Source organism: Lysobacter sp. ESA13C, assembly GCF_019970005.1.
Classification (GTDB): Bacteria; Pseudomonadota; Gammaproteobacteria; order Xanthomonadales; family Xanthomonadaceae; genus Lysobacter; species Lysobacter antibioticus_B.
This window is the reverse complement of the sequence record NZ_JAHXYK010000001.1, coordinates 192300-218235: the sequence shown is the minus strand read 5'-3', so window position 1 is coordinate 218235 and position 25936 is coordinate 192300. Positions and strand designations below refer to the sequence as shown.

The following is a 25936-nucleotide window of genomic DNA, read 5'->3' as shown; positions in this document are numbered from 1 at the left end:
CAGAGAAGCCAAATGCAGGCCTCGTCGTCGTCCGCCACGCGGATGGACAAAATGCCGGCGCAATTCAAAATTGTGATTTCTGTCACGCTTCGTCCCCGGGCGCGGACAGGCGGAAGCTTGGCTTGCCGGTCTTGAGGGTGCGTGCGGCGTCGAAGGATGTACGCAACGAGGGGGGCCAGGCGTTGTACCGGGTCTCGCTGATCCGATAGGTGACTTCCACGAACTCGGCGGGATCTTTGCCGGCGGCCCGGATACGCTCGACGATGCGCGCGAGCTGCGCCTGGTCCCACTCCACCTTCTTCGGCAACTCGACGCTGACGCGGATGTCACCATCGGCAAAGGACACCGTGCCGGTGTCCTTGTCGGCGGCCAAACGCTGTTGCGCCGCGATGTAGCCGTACTTCAGGTCCAGCGCTCGATCGATCCAGTCGGCGTTCGCTTTGGCGGTCGCAAGCGCCTCAGCCGCCTGCTTCTTCAGGTCGAGCAGCATCTCGGGCGAATAGTCCGCCAGCTCGGATGCAGGCCGACCCATGCAGCGTTCCAATAGGGTCATGCGGCCTCCCCGGCGGTTTGCGGGGCGGTACTCGGCGCGCGGCATTCAAAGTGCTCAACGTCGTCCAGCCGGTATCGGACGACCTGGCCGACTTTGAACGAACGCGGGCCGATGCCTTCGCTGCGCCAACGCTTGATGGTGCGCGTGGTGACGCTCCAGCGATCAGCAAGTTCTTCGGTGGAAAGGTTGGGCTGGCTCACTACAACAACTCCTCTCATGCGATGACACGAATGTGCTTTCGCGGAGAAGCGTCGTACAAAGCCGGCTAGAACCGAAAGATGGAAACGACTAGATCGAAGACTAGATCCAACTAGCAACGACTAGAAGCAGAGGACGAAGAATCGCATCCGGATGCTTCAATCCGAACGCGGCATGAACCAAAACTGGATTGTGCTGTTTCGCACCTATCGGAATGCACTTGTGATATTGCGCACATCATGAATGGCGCGATAGGCTTTGATTCAGTTCCAGCCACAACTCGAAGTGGTCTGCTTCAAAGGACCCACTATGAACATCGGATTCGTTCGCAACACCCACTCTGTGCGTCCTTCCGGCGCGCTTCTCCATCTACTCATGCATGTCGGCATTCCGGCTTGCAGCGGATCGCTGACGGCGATCGATAACGCTCTACATGAGCAACAGCTAGGCGATTCAGTGGTATCGGCTTCGCCGATACGCTGATCGCTCACTAGTTCAAGAGAATTCCATCGGGCCGGCAACGGCCTGCACGGGGCCTTATGTCCGCGATTCGTCGCGGTAAGGAAGTTTTACTGTGCTCCAGAAATATCTCGACCGGTTCAACAATGAGCCGTATGGCCCGCTGTTGCCCGCGAATAACAGTCGATTCTTCAAAACGCTGGTTTCGATCGGTGCCTTGTTCCCTGCAAAACGTGCGGTTCGTAGTCAGTGCAAGGTGTGCGCCGCTGAACTGCTTCGCCATGCCTGGACCTACGACGACCAAAGTCTCATCTGCCTCAAGTGCGGCGGAAAGGTGGAGCTTTGGCAGCCGCTTGCGGCAGCGCGAGTGCGAGAGGACTGGCTACCAGCGCAGCTTTCCGCGCAACTCGCCGGTGCGGACCCGGTGTGCTTGGTGCCGAATCGCCTCTGGCGCTTGGCGAACGTTTCGATGGGCCCAAAAAACGTTTCCGTGTACCTGTTCCGCTACATCTGGACAGACGATATAGAGCAGACGATAGCGGCGCTCGAAGCAGACGCCGCCGAGCGACAGGTGTTGCTTACGACCAAGCGCATCGTGCCGACCGAACTGAGTGGCATGGGGCGAATGGCTATACCGCTGGTCAAAGTCGCCCGGATCGAGCGCGAGGGCTTGGTGACCAGCGTGGAGCAATTGGAAAGCGCGATCGCCTTGCTGGACCCGAGCCCAGAGAAGACAACCCATGCGGGGAGATGGTTCGAGCTCAGTGACGACGGGTCCGTCTTGCGATTGCAGGGAGAAGAACTCTCGCTTCAAAGGAAACAGCGAGCGTTCGTGCTGGCCATAGCGGAAGCGCACGACGCCGGCCAGCCCAGGCCGAGGCAAAGCTGGGTGCTGCGGCGGGCCGGCTACAGCACCAAGAACACGAGTCTCTCGCAAATCTGTAGTCGCAAGGAGTTCTCGCGATTCATCGATTGGAAGAACGGGGAAGTCGCGATCCGCAAACATCTGCTGCCGCCGACGCTATCGGAAGGTAAGGACAACCTATGAGCAAAGACCACGGAAGCATCACATCGAGTACGCCCGAGGAGCGAGTAGCGCGGATCGCCGATCTGATCGTGACTGCATTGCGACGTCTGCATCGGAAGGATCTACGTGCGCGTGGTTTCTCCGGAAAAGTTGGGCTTGATAGCGAGGGCGAAACGAGGGTGTATGACCACCCCTTGGAGAGCCGTGGAGGCCCACTGTGATCGAGAAAAGTATTGCGCAGAGAACCCTGGCCGCTCAGGTGGCGGCGCTGCCGCACCTGACATGGAAGGAAATCAAAGTGAAGTGGCTGGAGTACTTCGGCGAGCCGCCTGGAGTGAACAATCGCCGGTATGCAGTGCGTCGACTGGCCCATCGCCTACAAGAAGCGGCGTATCAGATCGATGCGAACCCGCTCATTGCGAGCAACGCCAAGCGCATCCAGCGGCTGGTCGAAACCGGCAAGGTCACCCGCCGTAGCGCAGCGCCTGCGCCGACACCGGGCGTGGTCCTAACACGGGAGCACGCCGGCCGAATCCATCGCGTGACGGTATTGCAGGACGGTGGGTTCGACTACGACGGCAGGCGCTACGGCAGCTTGTCGAAGATCGCCAGGGAAATCACCGGGACTCGCTGGTCGGGCCCCGCATTCTTCGGGCTGCGACCGCAGACGAGTAAGAAGGGAGAAAGACATGAGCCGTGAAAAGGAAGTGGGCAACGTGGTCATCTACGCGCGCTCGGACGTGCCAGACCCTCGCGCCATCTTGCAGCAGTACGCGCAGGCGCAGCGAGCAGCCGAGGAAGCCTTCGGTGAATCCGCGACGGTTACTTACTGCGACGACGGCATGGCCGGATCAACGGTCAGGCGCCCGGGTCTGCAATCAATGCTTCGGCACATGGACGCGGGGTTCGTCAGAGCCATTGTGGTCGCGTCCGATGACCGGCTGACTCGGTCGTACATGGACGACCTGCGGCTTCGGGTTCGATTTGAGCTCGCCGGTGTGCCGCTGATCGTCGCGAGAGGGCGGCCCGCTGAGGCATCGGAAGCGGATGAATGTCAAGCGGCCGAGAGACCTAGGTGCGACGTGCCTCAAACGGGGCCTTCTGCCCCGTGGCTGGAACGCGCGCTGTCGGCCCTGCGTATCAAAAGATACTGAGGAACTCATATGTTGACTCTGAGCAAACCCGTTCGCGTCGCCGTGTACTGCTATTCCGAAGGCGTCGATTCTGACTTCATCGCATACCAGCGCTACGTCGTGCAGCAGGATCTCGCCGAAAGACTCGACCGACTGCCGATCGTCTCCCACTACGCGGACGAAGGTGTCTGTAGCCGGACCGAGGTCAGGCCGAGCTTCCAGCGGCTTCTTCTAGAGGTCGCGGCCGGCGCCATCGATTGTGTGGCCGTTACCGCTCTGGATCGTATGTCGAACGATGCTGACGGAGAATCGCACCTGTCTCGATTCTTCGAGCGACATGGTGTCCTCGTGGTCGAGTGCCACCCGTCGAAGGGCATCCTGGTGAGGGTGGCCGCATGAACGCTCAAGCCACCGCCACAAATGCGCATCAGCCCATCACACGCTGTGCCATCTATGCGCGAAAATCGACAAGGAAGGGCCTTGAACGCGAGTACAACACCATCGAGGCTCAGCGTGATGCCGCGCTGGCTTACATAGCCAGCCAGCGTGGGCGAGGTTGGGTGCCCATCGCAACCGTCTATGACGACCCGGGCTGGTCGGCCGCGACCATGATCCGACCAGGCCTGCAGAGGCTCATGGCGGATGTCCGAGCGGGCTTGGTCGATGTCATCGTGGCCTACAAGATCGATCGCATCTCCCGATCCATACGCGATTTCCAAGAGCTGCTAAAGGTACTGGAAGAGAAGGAAGTCGCGTTCGTATCAGTAACCCAGAGTTTCAATACCGCCGATACGGTGGGCCGCCTGACGGTGAACATCCTGATGTCGTTTGCCGAGTACGATCGCGACCTCGATGTCGAGAGGGCTATCGATAAGATGCTCGCAAGTAAGGCGAAAGGACTCTGGATGCATGGCATCCCACCGCTGGGATACGGCATCAAGGATCGGAGACTTGCGATCAACCATCTTGAAGCAGCGCAAGTTCGCTTCATCTTCCAGCGGCTGATCGAAACCGAATCCATTCTTGCGGTCGTCCGTGACGCAGCCGGCATGGGTTACAAAAGCAAGGCGTGGACTACCCGTGCGGGCCGTGTTCGAACGCCCCAGCCGCACGACAAGAGCACGATACACAAGATCCTGCACAACCGAACGTACTTGGGGGAGCTGAAGCACCGGGACCAGTACTTTACCGATTGCCACCCTCCCATCATTGATCGTGCCGTCTGGGAAAAGGTTCAGACCATTCTGGCGAGTAACGCAGCGGCCAGAGGGAACGCGAGCCGAGCCAAGGTGCCGTTCCTGCTGAAGGGGTTAATCATCGGCCCCGACCGGCGAGCCATGACGCCCTACCACACGGTTAAGAGCAATGGCCGGTTGTACCGGTACTACATCAGCACCGCGCAAATTCATGAGGGCACGACAGCGGCGAGGTTCCCCCGGCTCCCAGCCGCCGAATTGGAGGGCATCGTGGTGGGATACGTACGACAGATGCTGAACACGCCGGAGATGCTCTCGGCGATTGTCGCGCAGGCCGCAGCCTCCGAGGCTGGGTTGGACGAGGCCATGATCGTGGTTGGGATACGGCAGTTTGATCAGGTTTGGGACGCGCTGTTTCCGGCCGAGCAGAAGCGACTCCTTCGGCTGCTGATCGAGCAGGTCGTGGTGAACCTTGACGGCATGGAGATCAGGTTTCACCCGAACGGTGTGTCGTCTCTGGTGGACGAGTTGGGCCGTGAAGGGATTGCAGCATGACGCCCGTAGTCGATACGACCGGTGCACCGCGCGTCGTGCGAACAAGCGACGGCGCACTGACCGTGATCGTGCCGCTCGCTATAAGTCGCCGCGCCGGCCGGCGGCGTTACGGTCAGGCTAAGGACAGCGACGCTGCAACGAGCGGGTCCCAGTTGACCTCGTTGCAACGCGCACTCGCCAAAGGCTACCGCTGGCGGGGAATGCTGGAGCGGGGCGAGATCGCCTCGATGAAAGAACTGGCTGAGAGCGAATCCACCGACAACAGCTACGTCGGTCGAATCATCAACCTGACCCTGTTGGCCCCGGAGATCATCGCCGGGATATTGGATGACACAATTCCAGACGTGCAGATCGACCGTCTTGGCATCAGCCCGCCCCTGCTGTGGTCCGAGCAGCTACGTCTGGTTGGTATAGCCACGCCATCCTAGTTCAACCAAGCAATACCGCAGGGATTGGTCGCCAGTAGCGCGATCGCATATTCTGAGTACTCAATCATAAGGAAGATTGCATGCCGAACATCGCTTCGATATTGAAGGACGAGATCATTCGCTTGACCCGAAAGGAGTTCCGGCAGCAGGTCGAGCCACTGAAAAAGCAGATACTGGCGCAGCGTAAGCAACTGACTTCGTTGAAGCAGGAGGTTGAAACACTCCGGCGTGGCGCCAAGGCGGCCTCGAAGGGCTCTCGCCAGGCCGATCCGGTCAAGAAGGACCCGAATGCCCCGGCAGCTGCGATTCGATACTCGGCCGCCGGCCTTCGGAAGCTGCGCGAGCGCCTCGGGCTGAGCCGAGAGGCCTTCGCACCACTGCTGGGAGCGAGCTCGCAAGCAATCTACAACTGGGAGCAGACCGATACTCGACCAAGGCAAGAGTTTCTGGAGAAGATCGCTGCCATGCGTGGCATCACCAAGAAGCAGGTCGAGTCGCTTCTTGAACAGAACAGACCTAAGAAAGGGACTGCCAAGCAGGAAATTTCAAACAAGACAGCCCGAAAACCGGCGATTAAGAAGAAGTCTGGTGCCACTACCGGAGCCTAATCATTGCAGCGGGCTCGCCCAGCCACGCGATGCAGATATCGTTATACTCGACGGCAGCCACCCGGCGTTCTCAATATGGGTGTCAACGTCCTCTTACATAGTGTGCCTACCGGTGTTTACACCGGGGGGCACTTTTCCCTGCTAGATCCCGCCATCCCGTCTTGGTGAGGTGCCCGACTAACATGTCGAAGCAGCTTGTCTGTCCGGGATGATAGCGGTTGATATGATCGCGGGACTCCGATGAGTCGACTGCACGTTCAATTCTCCTTGAGTTTCTGTCTTATCCCTTGCAAGGTGCTATCGTCGGCGCCGTAAACCTTGGTTCCGAGTTCCAAGGCCTGATTCCAGTAATCAAGCGCCAGTTCCCGGTGGCCACGCTCGTGTTCGATGTTTCCCAAGGAATCCAGAGCTCCGAATGCAGTCATGCTGCGCGTATAGGGTGCTCCGGGTATGGCGCGAAAATTGGCTACTAGTTCTTTGAACTGGCCTTCGGCGAGATCGTATTTTTCCTTTTCGAGATAGAGCAGGCCCAGGGAGTACTGGGTATGGGCCAGGTAGCTATGTTGACGACCGAGGTGCTCTGTGATCTCGCGATTGGCCAAGAGAAGCTGTTGTTCAGCATCCTCGAGCCGTTTCATGATGACGAGGCCGTTGGCGTAGGCTAGACGTGTGTCCGGCATAGGCAGATTCTGATGATCGCTCTCGGCGAGCACGTCGGTGAACAGTTTGCGTGACTCTTCGAAATACGCCTGTTGCCTAGCGGTATCGTACTGGCCGAGATAAAACAACTCACTAGCGAGGTTGGCTTTGGCTTTCAGGGTCAACTCATGCCTTGAGCCGTGCACTTTCAGTTGAATACGTAATGCTTCTCGGGCCTCGCTGATCGCTCCGGCCGCGTCCCCTGAGCCGGTACGTATGTAGGCTGAGAATCGTAGAGCTTCGGCCATGTCAGGGTGGTCGTCACCGACAGTACGATGCAACACGTCTTTGGCCCTCGTCACATACTCTAGCGCGCGTTTGAGGTCTGCGTTATAAATCAGCGCGCTGGCATAAGTCGTTAGGGCGCGTCCTATCTCAGGGTGATTGTCCCCATACATGCTCCGCCGGTTCTTGAGCAAAGTTTTCGCCGTCTCGAACGCATCTTTCGGGCGATCCAGTAGGGCATACGCCCGTACTAGTCGCTGGCGAGCGTTGTCGGCGACCATGGGCGCACTTTTGTCGGACAGCGCGATGGCTTGCTCAAGATCGTTGGCTGCTTCGGCGGCGCGGAACTGTTGCGTGCGCCAGTATCCGCGCAACGTCAGAAGTTCCGCCCGCACCGTGTCCGCATCGGAGCCGAGTAATGCTGCGGCGTCCAGCGCATGTTGCAGCTCACGAATCGCGCCGTCCTGATCGGCCTCGCCCCAGCGAGCACGAGCTATCTCCGCTTGGAGATTGAGGCGAACACTAACGTCGCTCGCATTCGCCCTATCCACTTTAGTTAGGGCATTTCGTGCTACACGTTCGGCCTCCTTGTATCGTGCTTGCTGATTCAGCAAAGACGCCAATGTAGCTTCTGTCGTCGTACGCAGTCGATTGTTCTCAAGGGCAAGCTGTCTTGCCTCCGTTGCCAGATCGAGGGCATGTCTATAGTCGCCGGTTACGGCGAAGCTGCGCGAGAGGGTATTCAGACCGCGCGCGGCGACTAGCGGATCATTCGGCAGCAGCCGTTGTCGCAAGCGTACTTCGACTCGGTTCAGCAACTCGCGCGATGTCAACGGTGCCTGGCTCAAACCTGACAACGTGGATAGGTTTAAGGTGTCCTCGAACAATTCGCTCAGAACTCGCGACGCTTCTGCCTCGCGCTGGGCAACTTGTCGCTGATGAAGAGTTAGCGCGCCACCCGCGATCGCTGCGCCGCCGAGGCAAATACTGATTGCCATGAGCATGCGGTGACGACGCAAGAAGCAGGACATCCGGTAGACGGCACCGCCACCGATCGCAGCGACTGGCTGCTGGTTGTACCAATTTTCTAGATCATTGCGCAGAGCGGCGACAGACTCATAGCGTCGTTGGGGAACGTGCTGAAGGCACTTTCCTACGATCGCATTCAATTCGCGGTCCAAGGTCTTAGCCAGCGCCGCTGGGTTCCGTTCACTGCGAGCTGCCGCCGTGTCCTGGGAAGCATCCGAGGCGATCTCGGAGAGAGAGAAGGCCTGCCTCGTACGGTCACCCATAAGCAATGCGATTAAGGGGTTGCTCGCGGCGCCACTAGTCCCCGTTAGTAGACGATGAAGAACTCGCCCGAGTGAGTAGATGTCGGCGGACGTGCCAACGGATTCGCCTATGAGCGTTTCGGGTGCGCTGTACTCCTGACTCCAGGCGAATGGTTCATTCTGCGCCGCATCGACGCTAGTCAATAGCGTGCCGACCCCAAAGTCCAAGAGACTGACATGGCCATCTGCGGATACCATAATGTTTGATGGCTTGAGATCGCGATGCAGAACCATCTGTTGATGCGCATAGCCCAAAGCATTGCAAACTTCGAGAAGCAGCACGACCCGTTGTCGTACGGAAAGACGGTGAAGATCGCACCAGCGGACTATGCTTTCACCCTCTACCCACGACATTGCGAGCCAAGGAAGGCCTTCGCCGTCGATGCCGCCGTCGATCAATCGGCAGATGTTAGGGTGAGAGAGTTTGGCGAGAATCTCTCGTTCTCGAAGGAAAGCCGAGGTCAAGGCCTGCGAAACGAGTTCGGCCCGGATGCGCTTCAGCGCTACTACCTGAGTGTAATGGCCGTCATCACGCCGAGCGCGATACACCCGGCCCATGCCGCCTTCGCCGACAGCTGCTTCGAGGAACCATGGACCCAGTCGCGTGCCGACGACTGAGTCCGATGACTGATCCTGGGAGCGTACCGAATGGGACCAGTCAGTAGCCGGTTGATCGATCCAGGTGTCCTTGTCTTGACTCGCGGCGAGCAGTCCTACAAGAACCTTGTGGGTCGAGGGTGCTGTGGACGCGAGTTTCCGCAAGGCGTCCTCACGCGCCGCCGGCGCCAAATCGATGTAAGTGTCGAATAGAGCGAGTGCGCATTCTTCGTCAGAGATCGATGGCTTCATTGGGTTTCGAGATGCAAGCCATCGCCTCCCAACTGCCGGAGTAGGAAGGCCCGTGCTTTCTGCCAGTCGCGTCTCACTGTGCGCACATCAACGTCGAGAATCTCCGCGATTTCGGTTTCGCTCATCCCGCCGAAGTAGCGCCATTCCACTACTTGGGCTAGCCGGGGCTGGAACTTGGCCAGCCGAAGGAGCGCTTGGTCCATAGCCAACAATCGTTCTAAACCCGGATTCCAGGACATTTCCGAAATCGACCCGCTGTCCAACGACTGGATCTGTTGGCCGCCCCCATGCCGTTCAGCCTGCTTCCGACGTACGTCGTCGATGAGCACGTAACGCATCGCCCTAGCCAAGAGGCCGAAAAGATGCTGCCGGTCTCCAGGGGTGAGCTCGACCTGGGAAAGACGCAGCCAGGTTTCACTGATCAGCGAGGTGGGCGACATCGTCTGCTGTGGCGCATGCCGGCTCAGCTGCGAGCGTGCCAATCGCTGCAGGTCGTCGTAGAGCAGGGCGTAGATGCGAGTCCAGGCATCGGCTTGGCCGCCGCGAGCGTCGGTGAGCAATCGGGTAATGGAATCCACTTGGAGTGGGGGCTGGGATTCGGATTCCGAGGTTGGACCTAGAGGAGGCATGGGTTCCGATATCCGCGTGGGGCTTGGGTTTCGCAGCGGTTTGCCGCCTGAACGATGCCCCTCGGAGAAATGTCCTGTTTGTGACGCAGGTCACGATTTAGCCAGAGTGTACATGGAGGGCCGACCGGAATGGGCTTGGCGGTCCATTTGTTCTCCCGACGAACGCGAGCCGAAGTGGAGATGGGGTGATCTACAACTGGGTCAAATGTCACACATGCCGAACGGCGATAACGTTCTCTGCAACAAGGTTGAACGCGAGAGCGTGAATGCGTTCCTAAATTTCCGTTCGCGTGGTTTTGGACAACGCCCAGCGTTTGAACTATCGCGCGCTGCCTTCAATCACCGCTGGTCACGACAAATCGATCTGCTCGACTCAAGGAAGGGTGATGTCGTGGAAACAGCTCCCCCGAGTCTTGAACTCTGGGCCGCTATCTATTCTTTGGAGTATCTGAAATGAAACGCTTATCCACCGTGTGCAGGTCGCACCCGCGCCATACTTTGGTATTAGCCATCCAACTAGTTCTCATAGGCCTGCCAAGCGCAGTATCGGCGCAGAACGTCACCGTCTCTGGCACAAATGGCCGCATGGGAGGCGATACGTGCAATGTCGTGTTCGTGCCGAGCCAGTGCGCGACGGAGGTACGCTCGGTTCTCGCTCCGGTCAACGCGCCGACATGGAACCACGGCGGCCCGCAGCCTGTAGTTCTAATTGGTTCAAATATCAGCAATTCCAATACGGGGCCTGCCGTCAGCGGCAGTGCCACCATCACGGGCGGAGGCATTGCCACCACGGGCCGCGTCCGAGTCGGTTTCGAAGGGAATACCACTGGCACCGTAACGATTGCGGGGGCCGGGTCTCGCTGGACCGCGAGTGGTATCGGCGTCATTGGTGACTACGGCAACGGTTCGTTGACTATCTCGGACGGCGGCCTGTTCTCAAGTTCGAACAGCTATGTGGGCCTGAACAAAGGCGGTGTCGGCAATGTGCTGATCTCCGGCATCTCCGCCGGCGGCAACCGCTCGACATGGGAGTCTCGCAATAACTCTCTCTATCTCGGTGGCAGCTGGTTCGGCGATGAGCCGATCACGCGGGGGGGGCAGGCTACCGTACAGATTCTTGATGGTGGACGCGCCACCACTACCGCTGGTGGCGTGTTCGTCGGGCAATCGGTTGGCAGCAACACGCGTCTCCTCGTCAGTGGAGTGCATGCGACGGGCATCGCCTCCAGCCTGGAAACGTCGGGCCAACTTGCAGTCGGCAACTATGGTGCTGGCGTGCTCGAGATCGCGAATGGCGGTCGAGCACAGAGCGCGCAGGGCTTCATCGGTGGCGCGAGACGCACCCCAGCATCGACCAGCGCTACTCAACCCGATCCGACGATGGGTCAGGGCACGGTTTTGATCAGCGGGATCAACGGTGCGACGCGCTCGACCTGGGCAGTGACTTCCGATTTGACGGTAGGCAATTACGCTAGCGGCACATTGGACATAGCGGATGGTGGCTTGGTGACCAGTGCGTCAGGCGTGATAGGTCAAGTAGCAGGCAGCGTTGGCACTGCAACTGTGTCGGGTAAGCATGTGAGCGGAACCCCGTCGGAATGGAGTACGGGTGCCCTCGTTATCGGTCAAGATGGCAATGGCACCTTGAATGTCGTAAATGAGGCTCGCGTCAAGGCCAGCGCAGTCACCGTGGGTGCGGTGGCGGGTAGTCTGGGCACCGTCAACATCGGTACAGGCAGCATTGCCGGCAGCCTCGATACCCCCATGATTACCGGTGGGTATTCGGGTGCCGGCGTCGTCAATTTCAATCATACCGATGCCATCCAGTTCAGCCCGAAGCTGACGGGCGAGCTTACCGTCAACCAACTCAATACTGGTTCGACCACGCTGACCGAATCCAACGACTACCGCGGTCCGACCACGGTCTCCAGTGGATCGCTGATTGCCGCGAATACTGCGAGATTCAGCCCAAATTCTATCCACGCAATCTCCAGCGGCGCGGTCCTCGATTTGAACGGGTATAACCAGACCGTAGCCGGTCTCAACCATGGTGGCGACATTCGCTTCGGCAGCACACCGGGTACGACTCTGACGACAACCGGAAACTACGTCGGAAACGGTGGCAACTTGCTTATCAATACCGTACTTGCCGATGACGCATCGACTACCGACCGTCTCGTCATCGGCGGAAATGCCAGCGGTCAGGGTAATGTGCAGGTTGCAAACGTCGGCGGCGCTGGGGCCGCAACTGTCGAGGGGATCAAGTTGATCCAAATCGATGGCGCCTCGGATGCCCAGTTCGCCTTGCAAGGCCGTGCGATAGCCGGCGCGTACGAGTATCTCTTGCAGAAGGGTGGTGTTTCAGATCCAGCTAATGGCGACTGGTACCTGCGGTCTTACATTGTGCAGTTGCCCCCGCCGCCGGTTACTCCGCCAGTTACTCCGCCAATTGTTCCTCCGGGCGTGCCGTCGCCCCCTTCGGCAACTCCGGAGCAGCCGCTGCCTGAGCCGACGCCCGTATTTCGGCCTGAGCCAGGAGCCTACTTGGCCAACCAATCGGCCGCCGAGGCGATGTTCCGTCACAGCCTTCACGATCGGCTCGGTGAGCCGAATCTCGCCGAACGTCTCAGGAGCGACGATACGCTTGGTTCGGCTTGGGTACGCGTGGTGCGCAACCAAACGGACTACACCGCAGCCGAGCAACTTGATGTCAGCAGCGATAGCTCGATGATGCAGATTGGAACTGACGTACTGCGGTGGGGAAATAAGGGGCGTGGACAACTCGGTTTCATGCTCTCTAGCGGTCAGTCCCACAATCACTCGAAATCGGGTCTGACTGGGTACTTTGCGAAAGGCAAGGTCGAAGGTAAGGCGTTGGGTCTCTACGGTACGTGGTATGCAGATCCGACTGAACTCACTGGCCTTTACGTCGACGCCTGGCTTCAGTACGGAAGCTTCGAGAATCGCCTCCAGGGTTTCGGCTTGTCGGGAGAAGACTACGACAGCAAGAGCCTAAGTGCGTCCGTCGAGGCAGGCTATGCCTGGAGAGTGCATGACAACGGAAAGAGTGCATTGTTCTTGGAGCCGCAAGTACAAGTTGTTCACAGCAACTTCGATAGCGATAGTGTCGTTGAAGCCAATGGAACCTTCGTCGATAGCGTCCAAGCAGGCGGCTTGACCACTCGCCTGGGACTTCGTGCTTACGGCCATGCAAGTGCGCCCGACGGAAATCGAGTCCAGCCGTTCATGACGCTCAATTGGTGGCGTCGTGCCGATTCCGATGAAATCGCTTTTAACGGCCAAACCCTTACGAGCCTGCTACCCCGCGACCGCTATGAGGTAAAGCTCGGCGCGGAAATGCAACTCGGCGGCGGTTGGACCGGATGGGGCCATATGGCAGTCGAGACTGGTGCCGGGGATTACCGCAACATTGGCGGAACGGTGGGTGTGAAGTACAGCTGGTAGTCATTTGCCAACGTGAGCGGTCTGAACTTATTCGGCCGCTCGAACACGGATGATTGATCGATATGGCTTACGAAGAAGGGGCCGCTTCGCGGCCCCCAAAGTATTTGACTGATGAACAGTGGCACGAAATCCTCCCTCGGCTCCCCGGCAATATTGGACCTCGGGCTCTCAAAAATGGCGATGAGTATCGGCACTTCGTCGACTCAGTGCTTCATGTGGTGGTGACAAACCGAAGTTGGACCCGGTCTGATTCCAATGCCAGGATCGCACGGCGGATCTATATACGATTCATGCGTTGGCTCGACGGTGGCGTCTGGTCCGAAGTCGAGCAGGTCATTGGCCGCTCTTCAAAGGAAGGGAAAGCACTTTTCCGGCGTGTGAACTTACATGTCGACCAAAGGCGCAGGCTAAGGAGGGCGGTTGTCGGGTTATTGGGTGAAGTTGAAACTACCCCGTCTGATGCAGACGGGGTGGGGCATAGGTAGGAGGGGTCTGAACTGGAGTAGCGTCGACTCGGACTGTCTATGATTTGCGTCAAGTAAGTCCTCTTCACCCATGCGTAAGGCTCTATCCGTCGGGCTTACATTTGGTGCGGCGAGTCGGTTACATTTATTGGTCGCCTATCATGAACCAAGGACAAAGCACACCGATCGTATTGCTATGCAGATGAGCTTTGTCGGTTGTTTCACGCGTTGTTTGCGTGCCAGTATCGAATGCCTGATGTAATTCACGCCTGACCTAGTCGACCGTGGCAGGCTCCTGATTGCACCCGGGCCCTCATCGATTAAAGGAGCAGTCCATGGCAGCACGTTACGTACTCAGCCGTTCCGGCTCGCAGTTTCGATTTGTCCTGAAGGCAGGTAACCACGAGACGATCCTCACGAGCGAGCTCTACAATGCGAAGGGTAGTGCGGAGGATGGCATCGAATCGGTAAAGAAGAACTCGGCGCTCGATGAGCGCTACGAGCGCAAGGACTCAAGCAACGGCAAGCCGATGTTCAACCTCAAGGCATCAAATGGCCAGGTGATCGGGACCAGCGAGCTCTACTCAAGCGAGTCGGCTCGGGATGGTGGAATTGCGTCGGTAAAGGCGAACGGGCCGACGGCGGAAGTCGACGATCAGACATAGTTTAAAGTCGAGAGATCGAGGGGCACCTCTCGATCTCTTTCAGACGCGGTAATCGTTGCGCGGCGGCTTCGGCTTGAATAAATTATGAAGCCTCGTCCGGTCAGTCACTTGTCTGTGCGCTCGCATACATGCAGCCCATCCCCTGGGGCTTTGCACTTGTATCCGCACTCCCAATCTTGGAACAGTGGCTCATAGTCAGGATTTGCCGCTCGTGTGCGCTCTTCTGCGGCCATGAGTGACCGGATGGCAGCATGAGCAGAGTCACGACAGCTGTCTAAGCTTGCGAAGGCGCCGAGAGGAAGTGAATTGGATAGATCTTCCTTGTCCGGGTAGACCCAGCCTTGCCAAGGATCTGCTTTGTTGCAGGAGCATAGTAGGAGGCAGGACGCGGCGATGTAGATGCTCTTGCGGAGGATCACCTGAGCTACTCCCGAAGTCTAACGCCTGAATTAGGCCGCGCCGCGAAGCGGCTTCGGCTTGAATGAATTGTTGGGTGATTACTCCGCCACCGATAAGTCGCGTTTTGTACGAGACAGGCACAGCAATAGAAATGTTTTCTCGTATGACTCGCGAATGGTAATGACCATCGTCAGTTCGGCTGGGTCAGTGATCTGGCTGTAGTTGATGCCAAATGGGATGGAGCCGTTCTTGGAGAATTGATCGGTTTTGTGGCTGAGCTCGATGCGGCAGTAGGTTACGACATCTTCGCCAAGCCCGAGCTTTTGAGCGCGTTGATCTACCACTGCAGAAATGCGGTTATGCATCTGAATCTGCGGAGTGGTGATATCAAGCTTCCCCTGGGCTGATGCAGCCATAGGCAGCAGTACGAGGAAGAGCCAGAATCTGCGGATCATGGAAGTCCCCTTTGCAATGAAGTGCGGTGCCATCTAACGCCTAAGCCAAGCCGAGTCGCGAAGCCGCTTCGGCTTGAACCAATTTCTATCACTCATTCCGACAATGACCTTTGCGCGCGCCCAAGTTGGGCAAGCGATTGGCGCTCAAAGTCTTCATCATGCCAAAAGATCACGCGACTCTGTAAGAGCTGTGCTACTAGCGAGAGAGCGGAGTTGCATCTGGAGCGCATGAAAGAACGACTGATGCTCAAGCCTTTAGAATTGAAGTGCAGAAAGTCGTGGCGCATTTGATCGAATGCCTTCATGTCTGCCTCCAAGTCAAGATCGCTCGGGACAGGTGGAGCGCAGCCTACGAAGTTCGCGGGATCTCGTGCCTTACGGTAAAGCCCTATAAAGTTATCCATGTAGGGCTCTAGCGATCCTGAGCCGCCTTCTAGTGCGGCGAGCATCGTTTTAGCGTGGCTGGGCTTCTGCACCAATAAGTTGTTGCCTTTGCGTAACGAAAGAACAAGAAAGCCCTGGGCAGCGGAATGCAGAGCCACCACGGCCCATTTCCAATTTTTTTGGTCACACACGGATCTCTCGAGAAACTCGGCCGCCACACTCAGAGAGTTAACGGCGTCACTCTCCGTGTCCGTGCGCCAATAGCTAGACTGTCCCATAAGTGCTAACTCCTGAGTTAGCCGAGCCGCGAAACAGTTTCGGCTTGAGTGAATTGCTAGCCTGGCTGGTTAGGTGCCTTTGGCCGGCTTTACTTTCTTCACGGCTTGATTTGGCGCGCGCTTCTTGACCTTGGCGGGCTTTCCGGTGTCTTCCATCAGGGTCTTGAATGCCTTCCAAGTTAGGCGCTTCTTATTAACGAACGCGCCACTAGGGAGCCACTCGATATTGCCTTTGCTAATGAGCAAAGTGCCGAGCTTCTTGCTGTTCGACTTGATCTCGAATTTCACGTCCTTGTGCAGAACGAACTTGGTTGCAATGTCGAGCATCACTTCATGACGAGCCATGATTTATCTCTTTCGTTGATGAGCGGCTAGTAACGCCTATCGAGTCGCGAATGCGCCTCGGCCTGATTCATTAACGCCACGACCGTATGGAAGCGGACATCCGAAGGCGTATGCCACTCGACTCGGCAGCGACTACTCCTAAGTGGAGCTCGGAACGCGAAGCTCCAGCCTGGAGCCAAGTTGCCGACGCGCTTTGAATGGTCGGATCAAACGGTTTGATGTTGCCTTGGCCTCAAAAGATCGAAAAAACTGGCCTCTATAAGTGCTTGATTTTCAAGGGCGAGCAATGGTCGGCCGACCACAGGCTTGGAGAAAAAGGCCCGGAGAGAGGCGAAAAAACCGCCAAACTAGCTCCCTGTGGATAACTCGCCGACCAATGGATTACGCCAAAACCCTCGAAAAATAGGGCCTTTTCGTCGTTGCGACGAGGCGTAGAAAAAGTTGAGGCTGGGAGTTTGGCGCGCCCACGGCTACGGTTTTCAAACTAGTCTATTCACTCAGAGGAACACTGAGGAACAATAGGCCACATCTATCAACAGGTTGTGCAGCTCGCTGGCGGCGACCCAGTGGGCTACTGGATACAATGAGGCAGCCAGGGGGTGGGCGCCCAACGACTACCCATGCTTACAGCCCAGATCGGAGCACAATGGAATGAGCGCCTCACCAAGCCACCTGGACGGTCGGGTCGCCGTCCTCGTTGACTGCGACAATGTTTCCCCGGAGATCCTCGACTACGCCCTGTTGATGGCCGCCCAATTCGGACGAGTCGTCTTGCGCCGCGGCTACGGGAACTCAAGCACTCTCGGGGCCAGGTGGCAGGATGCTCTGGTCCGCCAGGCATTCACCCCCCACTTGCAGTTTCAGTATGCGTCCGGAAAGAACACGGCAGATATCGCGCTGGCGCTCGACGCACTGGAGGCGATGTTTGACGAGCGTGCGCAGACGTTTTGTCTGGTTACCAGCGATTCCGATTTCGCGTACCTATGCCGCAAGTTGCGAGAACGTGGGGCAACCGTTTGTATCGTCGGCGAATCTAAAGCTCCCGAAGCCCTGCGCAACGCGAGTGATCAATTCTTCGAGTGGATACGGGAACCAGTAGAAGAGGGTGCATTAGGCGAGGTCGCAAACGGGGGGCGCACGAAAGGCGATTCAGCCACCAAGCTCGATGGCATCAGACCTGAGCCGCCTAAGCCGATCGTAAGGCGTCGCCCGCGTTTCGTTGTCGACGCCGTTGAACTACTAGCGGGGGCAGTGCCTGACGGTAAGGTAACGTTGAGCGCATTGGGCTTATATCTCCGCCGAACTGATCCTGCGTTCTCGGCCCAGACTTATGGTCACTCAGGCCTCTTGAACATGCTCAAGACATACGATCTCTTAAGCCTGAAGCAGGAAGACGGCGGTCATTGGTCCGTCACGCCTAAGCCAGCGCCAAACGGATCGCTCTAGCGGGTCCGTGCTTGTCTCTTCTACGCGCGTTGTAGCTATCTCGATCACCTGACGTCGTTGCCCGAAGGGCGCGAGTTGAAGGAGAAAGTCGTGCTGCCGGACCTAAAGTCAATCAAGCTTAAGCTTCGCAATTTTCATATCGACTACGTGCAGAGAACGGCGTACTCAGCTATGGGGATGTTTTCAGAAATTCCCAGGCATCAAGTACACGAAGGGGACGCGATGCGAACAATTCGAGCAGATGGCACCGTCGAAGACTCAGAAGTCATGCATGCATCAGCCCAGACAGAGATAGAGCTGTCGGCGATCGCCACCATGACGGCTGATCAGCGCCTCGGCGAACTGGACAATCTTGCGCACCAGATGGCAAACAGCATGTCACTGGGGCTTTATTCATCGCTGGATCAGGCATTGGACGCCGCTGGACAGACGGTAAGCGCTCGTGGGCGGCCTGGTGTCGAAGTGGTATTCGAGATGCTCCAGAAGATGCAGATGGAATTCGACGACAACGGATCTGTCAAAAATCTGATCATTGGGGGTGGGGCGGAAGGAGTGCGAGCGATCAGATTGGCGCTTGAACAAATCAAATCCACCCCTGAGCTGCACGACCGTTACACCAAGTTTATGGCCGAAAAAATGGAGGCATGGCGTGCTAGAGAAGCTTCTCGAGAACTGGTTGGATAGCGCTAGCGAACGAAGCTATCAGCAGGTGTTTGTGCAGATGTTGTCGGCCAAGGGCTACGTCGTAGTCCACAGTACCAGGCACTGCCTGCTTGAGTTCGGTAAGGACATCCTCGCAATCGCCCCTGACGGAACTGGGTGTGCCTTCCAGCTGAAGGGAGATCCGCGAGGGCAAATGACGATTGGCGAGTTTCGCTCGGGAATACAACAACAAGCCGCACAGCTAATGATGCAAGCGCCGGCGTACCCAGGATTTCCCAAAGGCGTCCATCGCTCCTTTCTTGTATCCAATGGGCAATTTAGTGAAGAGGTCCAAGTTGCGGTAGATCAGATGAATGCAATGCCGTCGTACCCTTCAAAGCTTGAGCTATGGTCAAGAGGGACGCTACTTGATATGGCCCTTGAGGTTTCAAATTCGCTCTGGCCAAGCGAAATTAACGACACTCGACGTTTGTTGGATCTCTACATGGCAGATCCAGAAGACGAGATGCCTGTAGATCTGATGAGTGGGCTGCTATCGTCGATACTTCAACTAGACGACTTATCAGTGTCTCTGGGCATCGCGGCTTTTCAGAGGGCTGCTAGCAGCGCAATGTGGGCGACCGGTATCGCATTGGCGAGCTACGCCCGAGCGGACAATCACCAAGCACTGGTTCATGGATGGACGATGTGCCGCTTTGCGATCCATTACGCAGCGATTAAGCACGGGTTCGAGCACCATTCGGCGACTTCCAATTGCTTGTCACTCATCGAAAGCGCGATAGTCGACTCACTTGCTCTCCTCTGGGATGAGGTCAACCGGGCAACGCATCTTGTCAGGCCTCCAGCACTAGAGGACAGTGAAGTATATCCGTGGCGGGTCACCGCGCTGGGCGGTTTGCTTTCTGCATTATGCATTCATGATGAGGCGTCTAGCTGTCTGATGCCAGACAGTCGTCGCGCTCTCAGAGAGTGGCTGCTTAGCGGGCCAACGCCTGTGCTCTGGGGGGAGGCGGCCGTTGGCGCGATATACAGCATAGCGTTAGCGCAAGCTCGGCTTGGAGAGCCGAAAGTCATGGCCGCAATGATTAACCGGTTAGCGACCGATATAGTTGTGTCCAACAATGTGGACTCGAAGGTTGCTCACTTGAGCCCCTACTACATAGGGAATGAAGCCCTGTCCTTACTGCTCTCGCTAGATGAGCCGCCGGCATCTGCAGAGACATTCGCTGGTTCGTCATACCTTGCGAGGCCCCTTTTGTTATGTATGGCAAGGCTAGGCATGAAGGATGAATGCAAAGCCCTGTGGCCGGCGTTCTCAAAGCTTACCCACCGTTACACCGAGTTTGACAAGGATGAAGACTACTTGTTGTTCAAGGTCCGAAAAGGGGTCGAGGTGTCTCGCCTGTATCCGGAGTCTTACCCTTGGCAGGATCTCGTTACGGAGTCTCATTCCGAGCGGCGAAGCTTCATCGACAAAACTTGGCTGCAAATGCTGTGGTGGCAAGTTGCACCGCATCGCGCCGATGCACAAAGCATGGTTAGTTCAGTTCCATCAGGTGTATCGGCGGTTCCTCAGTAGGGGTGCCTAATACTTCGGTCCTTTGAGAAAGTAGCGGCAGCGCTCTGTAGTTGAGCCCGAGGCAAGCCATACGGGCTCGGGCGAACCGATAGATGGCTGGACGATCTCAAATTCATGCTGGAGGCGTGGGCTGCCAATCAAGCATTCCGAACGTGATGGACCACCGACGCCTGCCCCCCTCAAGAATTCATGGTGAGCGATATGCCGCGAATTGACCCAGATCAGCCGTTGCGGGCGTCAGACGCCATCGATCACGACAAGTTGCACCGACTCGGATTCGCGACGGCGGCGGTTGCCGCTCTTGGCCGCGTTTCTTCAACGGCAGGATTCGTGCTGTCGATCGAGGGGCCATGGGGCAGCGGCAAGACTTCCGCCCTTTCCATGATGGAGCAACTTATCCGCACGGAGAAGCCAGATGAATCAGTCATCGTCCATTTCAATCCGTGGCTTATCGGCGAACGCGATTCACTTCTGCGGCAGTTCCTCCACTCTGTTTCGGCTGCCATCAATCTCGAAGATCATGCTGATGACGCGAAAAGAGTATCCAAAGAGCTGCTGAACTATGCAGAGGTCTTTGATTTTCTGAAATGGCTGCCTGGAGCTGAGCCTTGGGCGTCAATAGTTAAAAACCTTTTGAAGTCAGCGGGCAAGGCAACTGGCGGCGTCGCGGATCAGAAGTCTCGGGACATCGCTGCTCAAAAAGACAAGCTCGAAAAAGTGCTTGCGAAATTCAACAAGAAGATCTACGTATTCGTGGACGATGTGGATCGTCTCTTCCCTGCCGAAGTATTTGAGATGGTAAGGATCATAAAGGCCGTCGGTCACCTGCCAAATATAGGCTACATCGTCGCTTGGGACCCTGAGTACATTCGGCTGGCTTTAAAGTCCGCAGCCATTCCACACGCAGTGAGCTACATTGACAAGATTGTTCAAGTTCGCCTGCCGGTCCCTGCAATATCCTCGAGCGCGCGCCTTCAGTTGCTTAATGATGGGATCGCCTCGCTTCCAGCCGAAGCGACGACCCCTCGTTTCCGCAATCAAGAGGAACGACTTCGTGCGTTATATTTTCACGGTTTGCGTGATCTATTAGAGCAGCCGCGAGACGTCACGCGGGTGATGAATACCCTAAGCGTCATAGAGCCTGCCTTGCGGGGCGAGGTCGTGTTCGCAGACATCCTCGGTCTGGCTTGTCTAATGGTGCGAGCTCCTCGCGTGTACGACGCACTTCGTAGAAATCCGGCGCTGTTTACGCCCGCGAACTCTTCCCACACGGGAGATAAGAAAAAGAATCAAGAAGAACACCGAAAAGCCACGGAACTGCTCTACGCCACAACTGGAAATCCAAAAGCTGTTCGAGAACTTATGGATCATCTATTCCCGGCCAATGCGCAGGCAAGCGGACGCTTCGCAAATCGTAGTGCGAACGATGTGGAGGGTCATCTCGCCGCTCCTAGTCGCTTGAACATCGCCTTGAGCATGGCGATTGGCTCAACCGACGTTAGTCTTGTAGACGCTAGGCGCTACCTCTACCAGCCGGCAGAACGACTTGGAATCGAAGCTAGGATTACTGCGGCGAACTGTCTCGGTTTCCTTGAGCTATTAGGCGACTTGGCGAAGGTGGTATCTGAGAACGAAATTCTGGATCTAACCGAACTTTGCCTCTCTATAGCGCGTGTCGTCGATAGACCTCCTATGTCCACTTCAAGTAGTGAAAGGAGATTCTTTAGCCTTCCAGCGGAGTCGCTCGCCATCAACGCAATCCGCCAGCTGGTCGCTTCGAACGGTACCCGTAATGCAAAAGAAATCGCTTTTGCTATTGCCTGCGATCCTCTGGCTCTGACGGTTGCGTCCGAGATCCTGTGGCATAGCCTGGCTACGCAGCATGAGGAGGGCGACATTGTTTGTAGTCCTTCTCGGAAGAAGGCAGCGGCTATTAAGCTCGCGGAAAACGCCACTGCCGCCGTCGAAGATGGCACGCTGTGGCTGAAGTGTAATCCGTCGCGTGTGCTCTGGACGATCATGCGGGTTTGCAGTGAGGCTTCGGCCAAAAATCTGTTCTCAGTAGCCAAGCGCAACGATCCGGATCTTGATCAATTCGCGTTGCACTTTCTCAAGCATTCCTTTAGCTCGGACGGTGGGCAAGCCTATGCTCTCCCTGACGATGTCGCATTTCGCCGTATGGTGAATTTGAGGACGTTCGTAGCGCATGCCAAACGGCGCCTCGACAATTCGCAACTAGACTATCCACTGCGCGCTGCTTGGAGATCTGTGGTTGAAGGAAGGCCTCTATATGGGTTCAACGGATCCGATGCTCGACATTAATTGCCACATGTATATTGTTGTTTTCGAGTCTCAGCAATGAAACCGTACAACGGAACGAGCATGGGCGCCGACCAAAGAATTGTCTACGGATTCGAAGCGCCGCTGAGACTGGTGGCCTCGCATGACATTGCTAATCCCGGGTTCCAATCAGCGCGCTACGGCGAGTTCGTCCCTCTAGAGGCTTCGTCGAAGGATCGCTTGGCCGAGATTGAGCTTCGGGACCTCACTATCCTTGGGGTGCCGCTGGTGAAATTCACACTGGCCCGGCCTAGCGGCGATACGCGGCTTCTTAGGGTCGACTTTGACCGAGCCATGACTGAGCCCGAAGCGTTCAGCTTCCTCCAGAAGCTCGCTGACGCGTGGTCAGCTAAGCTAGCGACCGGCCAGCGCGATCCGTGGTATGGCAACCTCTATGTGGACATCCGATGGGCCGGCGTGAAGACGCTCACGGCGCAGAGCGGAGGTATGGAAGGATCGCTGGAGATCACCTCCCTTGAAGGCGTTCCCGTCACGCCCGCGGTTTTGTCTGCCTTGCGTTGGTCGCCGCTCACCGACGTATTCGTAGAAGGAATGAAGGCGCAGCAACCCAAGTCGAAGTTCCTATTCTGGTTCGTCATTCTTGAAGAGTTGGAGAAGCGCGCTGAGTTCGTGTCTTTGTTCACGCCATTGTTTTCATCTGAGCAGAAAGCGCAGCTGCAGAGCGTCGTCCGCTCGGATAGCGTGACGTTGCAGCGACTGAACGGTCTGTTAAACAATCCGACAACCACGGTTGAGGGCCGGGCGGCGAAGCTCGCCCGCATCGTCGATGCGCTGGGCTGCTCCAGCATCAACGGTCTGAGTGGGCCTATCGTCGTAGATCAGACGCGCTGCGCCGCCCTGATTGAGCAACGCAATAGGGTCGCCCATAAGGGGTCGAGCATCAACACAGACTTGCTTTACACGGTTCTCTTCCCTCTCAGCCGCGCCGCGCTCAATTACATCCTCGATCACGACGCTCGGAGTGCAAGCGATCTCAGCCTTGGGCGAGCCATAGAGCGCGATTCAGGCAGCTAGCAGCGCGACACTGGCTGGCGCTGCAGTGCCCCGCTTCGTCTGTGCTGGACTTAAGCTCTATCAGCTGAGCAAGCAGAAGGCGCTTTACGGCTCGTGACGATAGAATGCTTGGGGACGGCGACCGTCTGCGCCAGCTGAGTGTTTACGGTGGTATGTTCTGGCCATCGTAGACGCAGGAGCAGCCCATGGCTCGAATCCTTGTCGGAACTGCGAGCTGGGCTGATCCCAGCCTGATTAAGACCAAGCGTTTCTACCCTAAGGACGCTTCGAAGCCCGAGCCGATGCTGCGTTACTACGCGACTCGGTTCCCGATGGTCGAGGTTGACTCGTCGTACTACGCGCTTCCGAGCCCAGCGAATGCTCAGAAGTGGGCCGAGCGCACGCCGGACGACTTCACCTTCAACATTAAAGCGTATCGCCTCCTAACCGGACACCAGACGCCGCGCGTTGCCCTGCCCAAAGATATTCAGGACGCGCTCGCCCTGCACTTCGTAGAGAAGAAGAACCTCTACTACAAAGACACGCCGCTGGAAATCCGCGACGAGATTTGGCGTCGGTACGAGCTCGGCATCCGCCCGCTACGTGATGCCGGCAAGCTGAAAGCCGTCCATTTTCAGTTCCCGCACTGGGTGAAGCCCGCGCCGCAAACGATCGCCCATGTCGAGGAATGCGTGGACCGGCTGGCGGGTTACCACCTCGCAGTCGAGTTCAGGTCGATTGGTTGGTTCGATGGCACGCGCGACAACGACACCTTGGACTGGGAGACTCGCCTCGGGGTCACCCACGTGATCGTTGACGAACCACAGAACATCCCGAGCCAATCGATCCCGCAGGTATGGGCGACGACGAACGAGCGCCTGGCCATCGTCCGACTGCACGGCCGGAATGAGGAGACTTGGGACATCAAGGGCGCGACGGTCGCGTCGGACCGATTCAACTACGACTACACCGACCTGGAACTCGGCCAACTGGCACGGCAGATCGAAGAAATCGCCGCGGCCGTCCAGGAGACCCACGTGGTGTTCAACAACAACTACGAGGACCAGGGCGTCCGGAACGCGACGACCCTGATGGAACAACTCGGCTTGGCCCGACCTGGCTCGTGGCCGACTCCCGAACGCGAGATCGTCTGAGTCGCGCATTCGAGCCCACTTCACGGACGCACCCGGGCCAAGTCGGTTCTGAGACTTGCGTCTAACTTCTTGATTTGCCGAGTGTCGCGCCCTGTGGGACTGAAGGGACGCAGGTTGGGTTGGCATCCGCCGCCCGTCGAGGTGTATAGATATACACCATGAGCACCCACCTCACCGATCGCCAAGAAGCCGTCCTGGACTACCTGCGTCAGCACATCGCCGCGCGCGGTATGGCCCCGACGGTCGCGGAAATTGCCTCGGCGTTCGGTCTGGCCAGCCCCCACGGCGTCAGCAAGCATTTGGCCGCTCTGCAGGCCAAGGGCGCCATCGAGATCGCAGCCGGCAAGGCTCGGGGCATTCGGCTAGCGGGCCCGCCGCGCCAGGACAGCGAGACCCTTTCCCTGCCGTTGGTCGGCCGAGTGGCCGCCGGGCAGCCCATCCTGTCGGACGACCAGATCGAGCGAACGATCGCCGTCGATCGGCTCTTTTTCCGCCCGAACCCGACCTACCTGCTGCGCGTGCACGGGATGTCCATGCGCGATGCCGGCATTCTGGATGGCGACCTCATCGGCGTCCGGGCGACGCCCGACGCCGAGCATGGCCAGATCGTAGTCGCCCGCCTTGGCGACGAAGGCATCACGGTCAAAAGGCTTTACCGCCGCGATGGCCAGCTTCGGCTTCTGGCGGCCAACCCTGACTTTCCCACCATCGATCCAGACCCGACAGAGGCCTTCGAGGTCGTCGGCCTGTATTGCGGCTTGATGCGGGCAGGCTGATGGGCCAGGTAGTCGCCCTCACTGACCTGATCACGTCCCAACGGGTGTGGCGTGGCGCGGTTCCGACCGCCCCAAGTAGCGCGCAGCCGACGGGGCTGGCCGAACTGGATGCCGGGCTGCCGACCGGCGGTTGGCCTGAGGCATCTTTGGTCGAAATCCTGATTCCGTCCGATGGGATGGGCGAGTTGGACTTGCTCATTCCGACCCTTTGCCGCCTCACGTCGGCCGGGCAATTGCTCGCGCTGATCAGCCCGCCCTATATCCCTTATGCCCCGGCGTTCCAATCCAGAGGGATCGCCCTAGCCCGAATGCACGTCGTCCGGGCCGCGCCAAAACTGGCGCTTTGGGCTGCGGAGCAATGTCTGCGTTCCGGGGCGTTCGGCGCGGTGCTGATGTGGCCGCAGAAGATCGACCACCACGGCCTGCGGCGCCTGCAAGTCGCTGCGGATACCGGGCGAACGCTAGGGTTCGCATTTCGCCCGCTACGGTGCGGGAGCAACCCGTCGCCGGCGCCGCTGCGCCTGGAGATTGGCGTTCATCGATCGCTCCGGGTAGCCAAATGCCGCGGCGGGGTAGCGCCTCACCGTTCCTTCGCTATCCCAGCCCACGAGTGAGGTTT

24 protein-coding genes are annotated in these 25936 nt (G+C 57.8%); 17 read left to right on the top strand and 7 right to left on the bottom strand.

Annotated features, from left to right (window positions below; genetic code table 11):
- Positions 1 to 82 precede the first annotated feature (82 nt).
- A complete protein-coding gene (locus LC490_RS01010) occupies positions 83 to 553 on the bottom strand; it encodes a hypothetical protein (RefSeq protein ID WP_223618967.1) in 471 nt (156 codons plus the stop codon).
- Positions 550 to 753, bottom strand: a complete 204-nt coding sequence (locus LC490_RS01005; protein ID WP_223618966.1) for a helix-turn-helix domain-containing protein — start codon at positions 751 to 753, stop codon at positions 550 to 552. The genes LC490_RS01010 and LC490_RS01005 overlap by 4 nt, the downstream gene beginning before the upstream one ends.
- A 572-nt stretch (positions 754 to 1325) precedes the next feature.
- On the opposite strand from LC490_RS01005, the gene LC490_RS01000 reads away from it, so the two are divergent.
- The 7 genes from LC490_RS01000 to LC490_RS00970 all read left to right on the top strand — a co-directional run bounded on the left by LC490_RS01000 (position 1326) and on the right by LC490_RS00970 (position 6157).
- Complete coding sequence (locus tag LC490_RS01000; protein ID WP_223618965.1) at positions 1326 to 2258, top strand: hypothetical protein; 933 nt, start codon at positions 1326 to 1328, stop codon at positions 2256 to 2258.
- Between the two features lie 196 nt (positions 2259 to 2454).
- The gene (locus tag LC490_RS00995) at positions 2455 to 2937 is read left to right on the top strand and encodes a DUF2924 domain-containing protein (RefSeq protein ID WP_223618964.1); all 483 of its coding nucleotides are present in this window, start codon (positions 2455 to 2457) and stop codon (positions 2935 to 2937) included.
- Entirely contained in the window at positions 2927 to 3391 is a 465-nt protein-coding gene (locus LC490_RS00990) for a recombinase family protein (protein ID WP_223618963.1), read from the top strand. Before LC490_RS00995 ends, LC490_RS00990 begins: the two co-directional genes overlap by 11 nt.
- A gap of 9 nt (positions 3392 to 3400) precedes the next feature.
- Positions 3401 to 3769, top strand: a complete 369-nt coding sequence (locus LC490_RS00985) for a recombinase family protein (protein ID WP_223618962.1) — start codon at positions 3401 to 3403, stop codon at positions 3767 to 3769.
- The gene (locus LC490_RS00980; protein ID WP_223618961.1) at positions 3766 to 5121 is read left to right on the top strand and encodes a recombinase family protein; all 1356 of its coding nucleotides are present in this window, start codon (positions 3766 to 3768) and stop codon (positions 5119 to 5121) included. The genes LC490_RS00985 and LC490_RS00980 overlap by 4 nt, the downstream gene beginning before the upstream one ends.
- Positions 5118 to 5549, top strand: coding sequence for a LacI family transcriptional regulator (locus LC490_RS00975; protein WP_223618960.1), 432 nt, complete (start codon positions 5118 to 5120; stop codon positions 5547 to 5549). Before LC490_RS00980 ends, LC490_RS00975 begins: the two co-directional genes overlap by 4 nt.
- An 80-nt stretch (positions 5550 to 5629) precedes the next feature.
- Positions 5630 to 6157: a helix-turn-helix transcriptional regulator gene (locus LC490_RS00970; RefSeq protein WP_223618959.1), complete on the top strand. Its 528-nt coding sequence runs from the start codon at positions 5630 to 5632 to the stop codon at positions 6155 to 6157.
- A 257-nt stretch (positions 6158 to 6414) separates the two neighbouring features.
- On the opposite strand, the gene LC490_RS00965 is transcribed toward LC490_RS00970, so the two are convergent.
- Both LC490_RS00965 and LC490_RS00960 read right to left on the bottom strand, forming a co-directional pair.
- Entirely contained in the window at positions 6415 to 9261 is a 2847-nt protein-coding gene (locus LC490_RS00965; RefSeq protein WP_223618958.1) for a serine/threonine-protein kinase, read from the bottom strand.
- Entirely contained in the window at positions 9258 to 9839 is a 582-nt protein-coding gene (locus tag LC490_RS00960; RefSeq protein WP_223618957.1) for an ECF-type sigma factor, read from the bottom strand. The genes LC490_RS00965 and LC490_RS00960 overlap by 4 nt, the downstream gene beginning before the upstream one ends.
- 504 nt (positions 9840 to 10343) lie before the next feature.
- Between LC490_RS00960 and LC490_RS00955 the strand changes: the two genes are divergently transcribed.
- Both LC490_RS00955 and LC490_RS00950 read left to right on the top strand, forming a co-directional pair.
- Positions 10344 to 13355 (top strand): autotransporter outer membrane beta-barrel domain-containing protein, encoded by a 3012-nt coding sequence (locus LC490_RS00955; RefSeq protein WP_223618956.1) that lies wholly within the window; start codon positions 10344 to 10346, stop codon positions 13353 to 13355.
- Positions 13356 to 14154: 799 nt separating this feature from the next.
- A complete protein-coding gene (locus tag LC490_RS00950) occupies positions 14155 to 14484 on the top strand; it encodes a YegP family protein (protein WP_223618955.1) in 330 nt (109 codons plus the stop codon).
- Between the two features lie 497 nt (positions 14485 to 14981).
- On the opposite strand, the gene LC490_RS00945 is transcribed toward LC490_RS00950, so the two are convergent.
- From LC490_RS00945 to LC490_RS00935, 3 genes are all read right to left on the bottom strand, one after another.
- On the bottom strand, positions 14982 to 15338 hold the full coding sequence (locus tag LC490_RS00945) for a hypothetical protein (RefSeq protein WP_223618954.1): 357 nt from the start codon (positions 15336 to 15338) through the stop codon (positions 14982 to 14984).
- A gap of 92 nt (positions 15339 to 15430) precedes the next feature.
- Complete coding sequence (locus LC490_RS00940; protein ID WP_223618953.1) at positions 15431 to 15913, bottom strand: hypothetical protein; 483 nt, start codon at positions 15911 to 15913, stop codon at positions 15431 to 15433.
- Positions 15914 to 16069: 156 nt separating this feature from the next.
- Entirely contained in the window at positions 16070 to 16345 is a 276-nt protein-coding gene (locus LC490_RS00935) for a hypothetical protein (RefSeq protein ID WP_223618952.1), read from the bottom strand.
- A 651-nt stretch (positions 16346 to 16996) separates the two neighbouring features.
- Here LC490_RS00935 and LC490_RS00930 point away from each other — a divergent pair.
- The 8 genes from LC490_RS00930 (at position 16997) to imuA (ending at position 25931) form a co-directional block, all read left to right on the top strand.
- Entirely contained in the window at positions 16997 to 17791 is a 795-nt protein-coding gene (locus tag LC490_RS00930) for an NYN domain-containing protein (RefSeq protein WP_223618951.1), read from the top strand.
- A gap of 90 nt (positions 17792 to 17881) precedes the next feature.
- The gene (locus tag LC490_RS00925) at positions 17882 to 18475 is read left to right on the top strand and encodes a hypothetical protein (protein ID WP_223618950.1); all 594 of its coding nucleotides are present in this window, start codon (positions 17882 to 17884) and stop codon (positions 18473 to 18475) included.
- On the top strand, positions 18441 to 20033 hold the full coding sequence (locus tag LC490_RS00920) for a restriction endonuclease (RefSeq protein WP_223618949.1): 1593 nt from the start codon (positions 18441 to 18443) through the stop codon (positions 20031 to 20033). The genes LC490_RS00925 and LC490_RS00920 overlap by 35 nt, the downstream gene beginning before the upstream one ends.
- Positions 20034 to 20234: 201 nt before the next feature.
- The gene (locus LC490_RS00915) at positions 20235 to 22355 is read left to right on the top strand and encodes a P-loop NTPase fold protein (protein ID WP_223619283.1); all 2121 of its coding nucleotides are present in this window, start codon (positions 20235 to 20237) and stop codon (positions 22353 to 22355) included.
- A gap of 36 nt (positions 22356 to 22391) precedes the next feature.
- A complete protein-coding gene (locus LC490_RS00910; protein ID WP_223618948.1) occupies positions 22392 to 23408 on the top strand; it encodes a hypothetical protein in 1017 nt (338 codons plus the stop codon).
- 185 nt (positions 23409 to 23593) lie between these two features.
- Positions 23594 to 24541 carry a DUF72 domain-containing protein gene (locus LC490_RS00905; RefSeq protein ID WP_223618947.1) on the top strand — a complete coding sequence of 316 codons (948 nt, stop codon included), beginning with the start codon at positions 23594 to 23596 and terminating at the stop codon, positions 24539 to 24541.
- A gap of 158 nt (positions 24542 to 24699) precedes the next feature.
- A complete protein-coding gene (gene lexA / locus LC490_RS00900) occupies positions 24700 to 25317 on the top strand; it encodes a transcriptional repressor LexA (RefSeq protein WP_223618946.1) in 618 nt (205 codons plus the stop codon).
- On the top strand, positions 25317 to 25931 hold the full coding sequence (gene imuA, locus LC490_RS00895) for a translesion DNA synthesis-associated protein ImuA (protein ID WP_223618945.1): 615 nt from the start codon (positions 25317 to 25319) through the stop codon (positions 25929 to 25931). The genes lexA and imuA overlap by 1 nt, the downstream gene beginning before the upstream one ends.
- Positions 25932 to 25936: the final 5 nt, after the last annotated feature.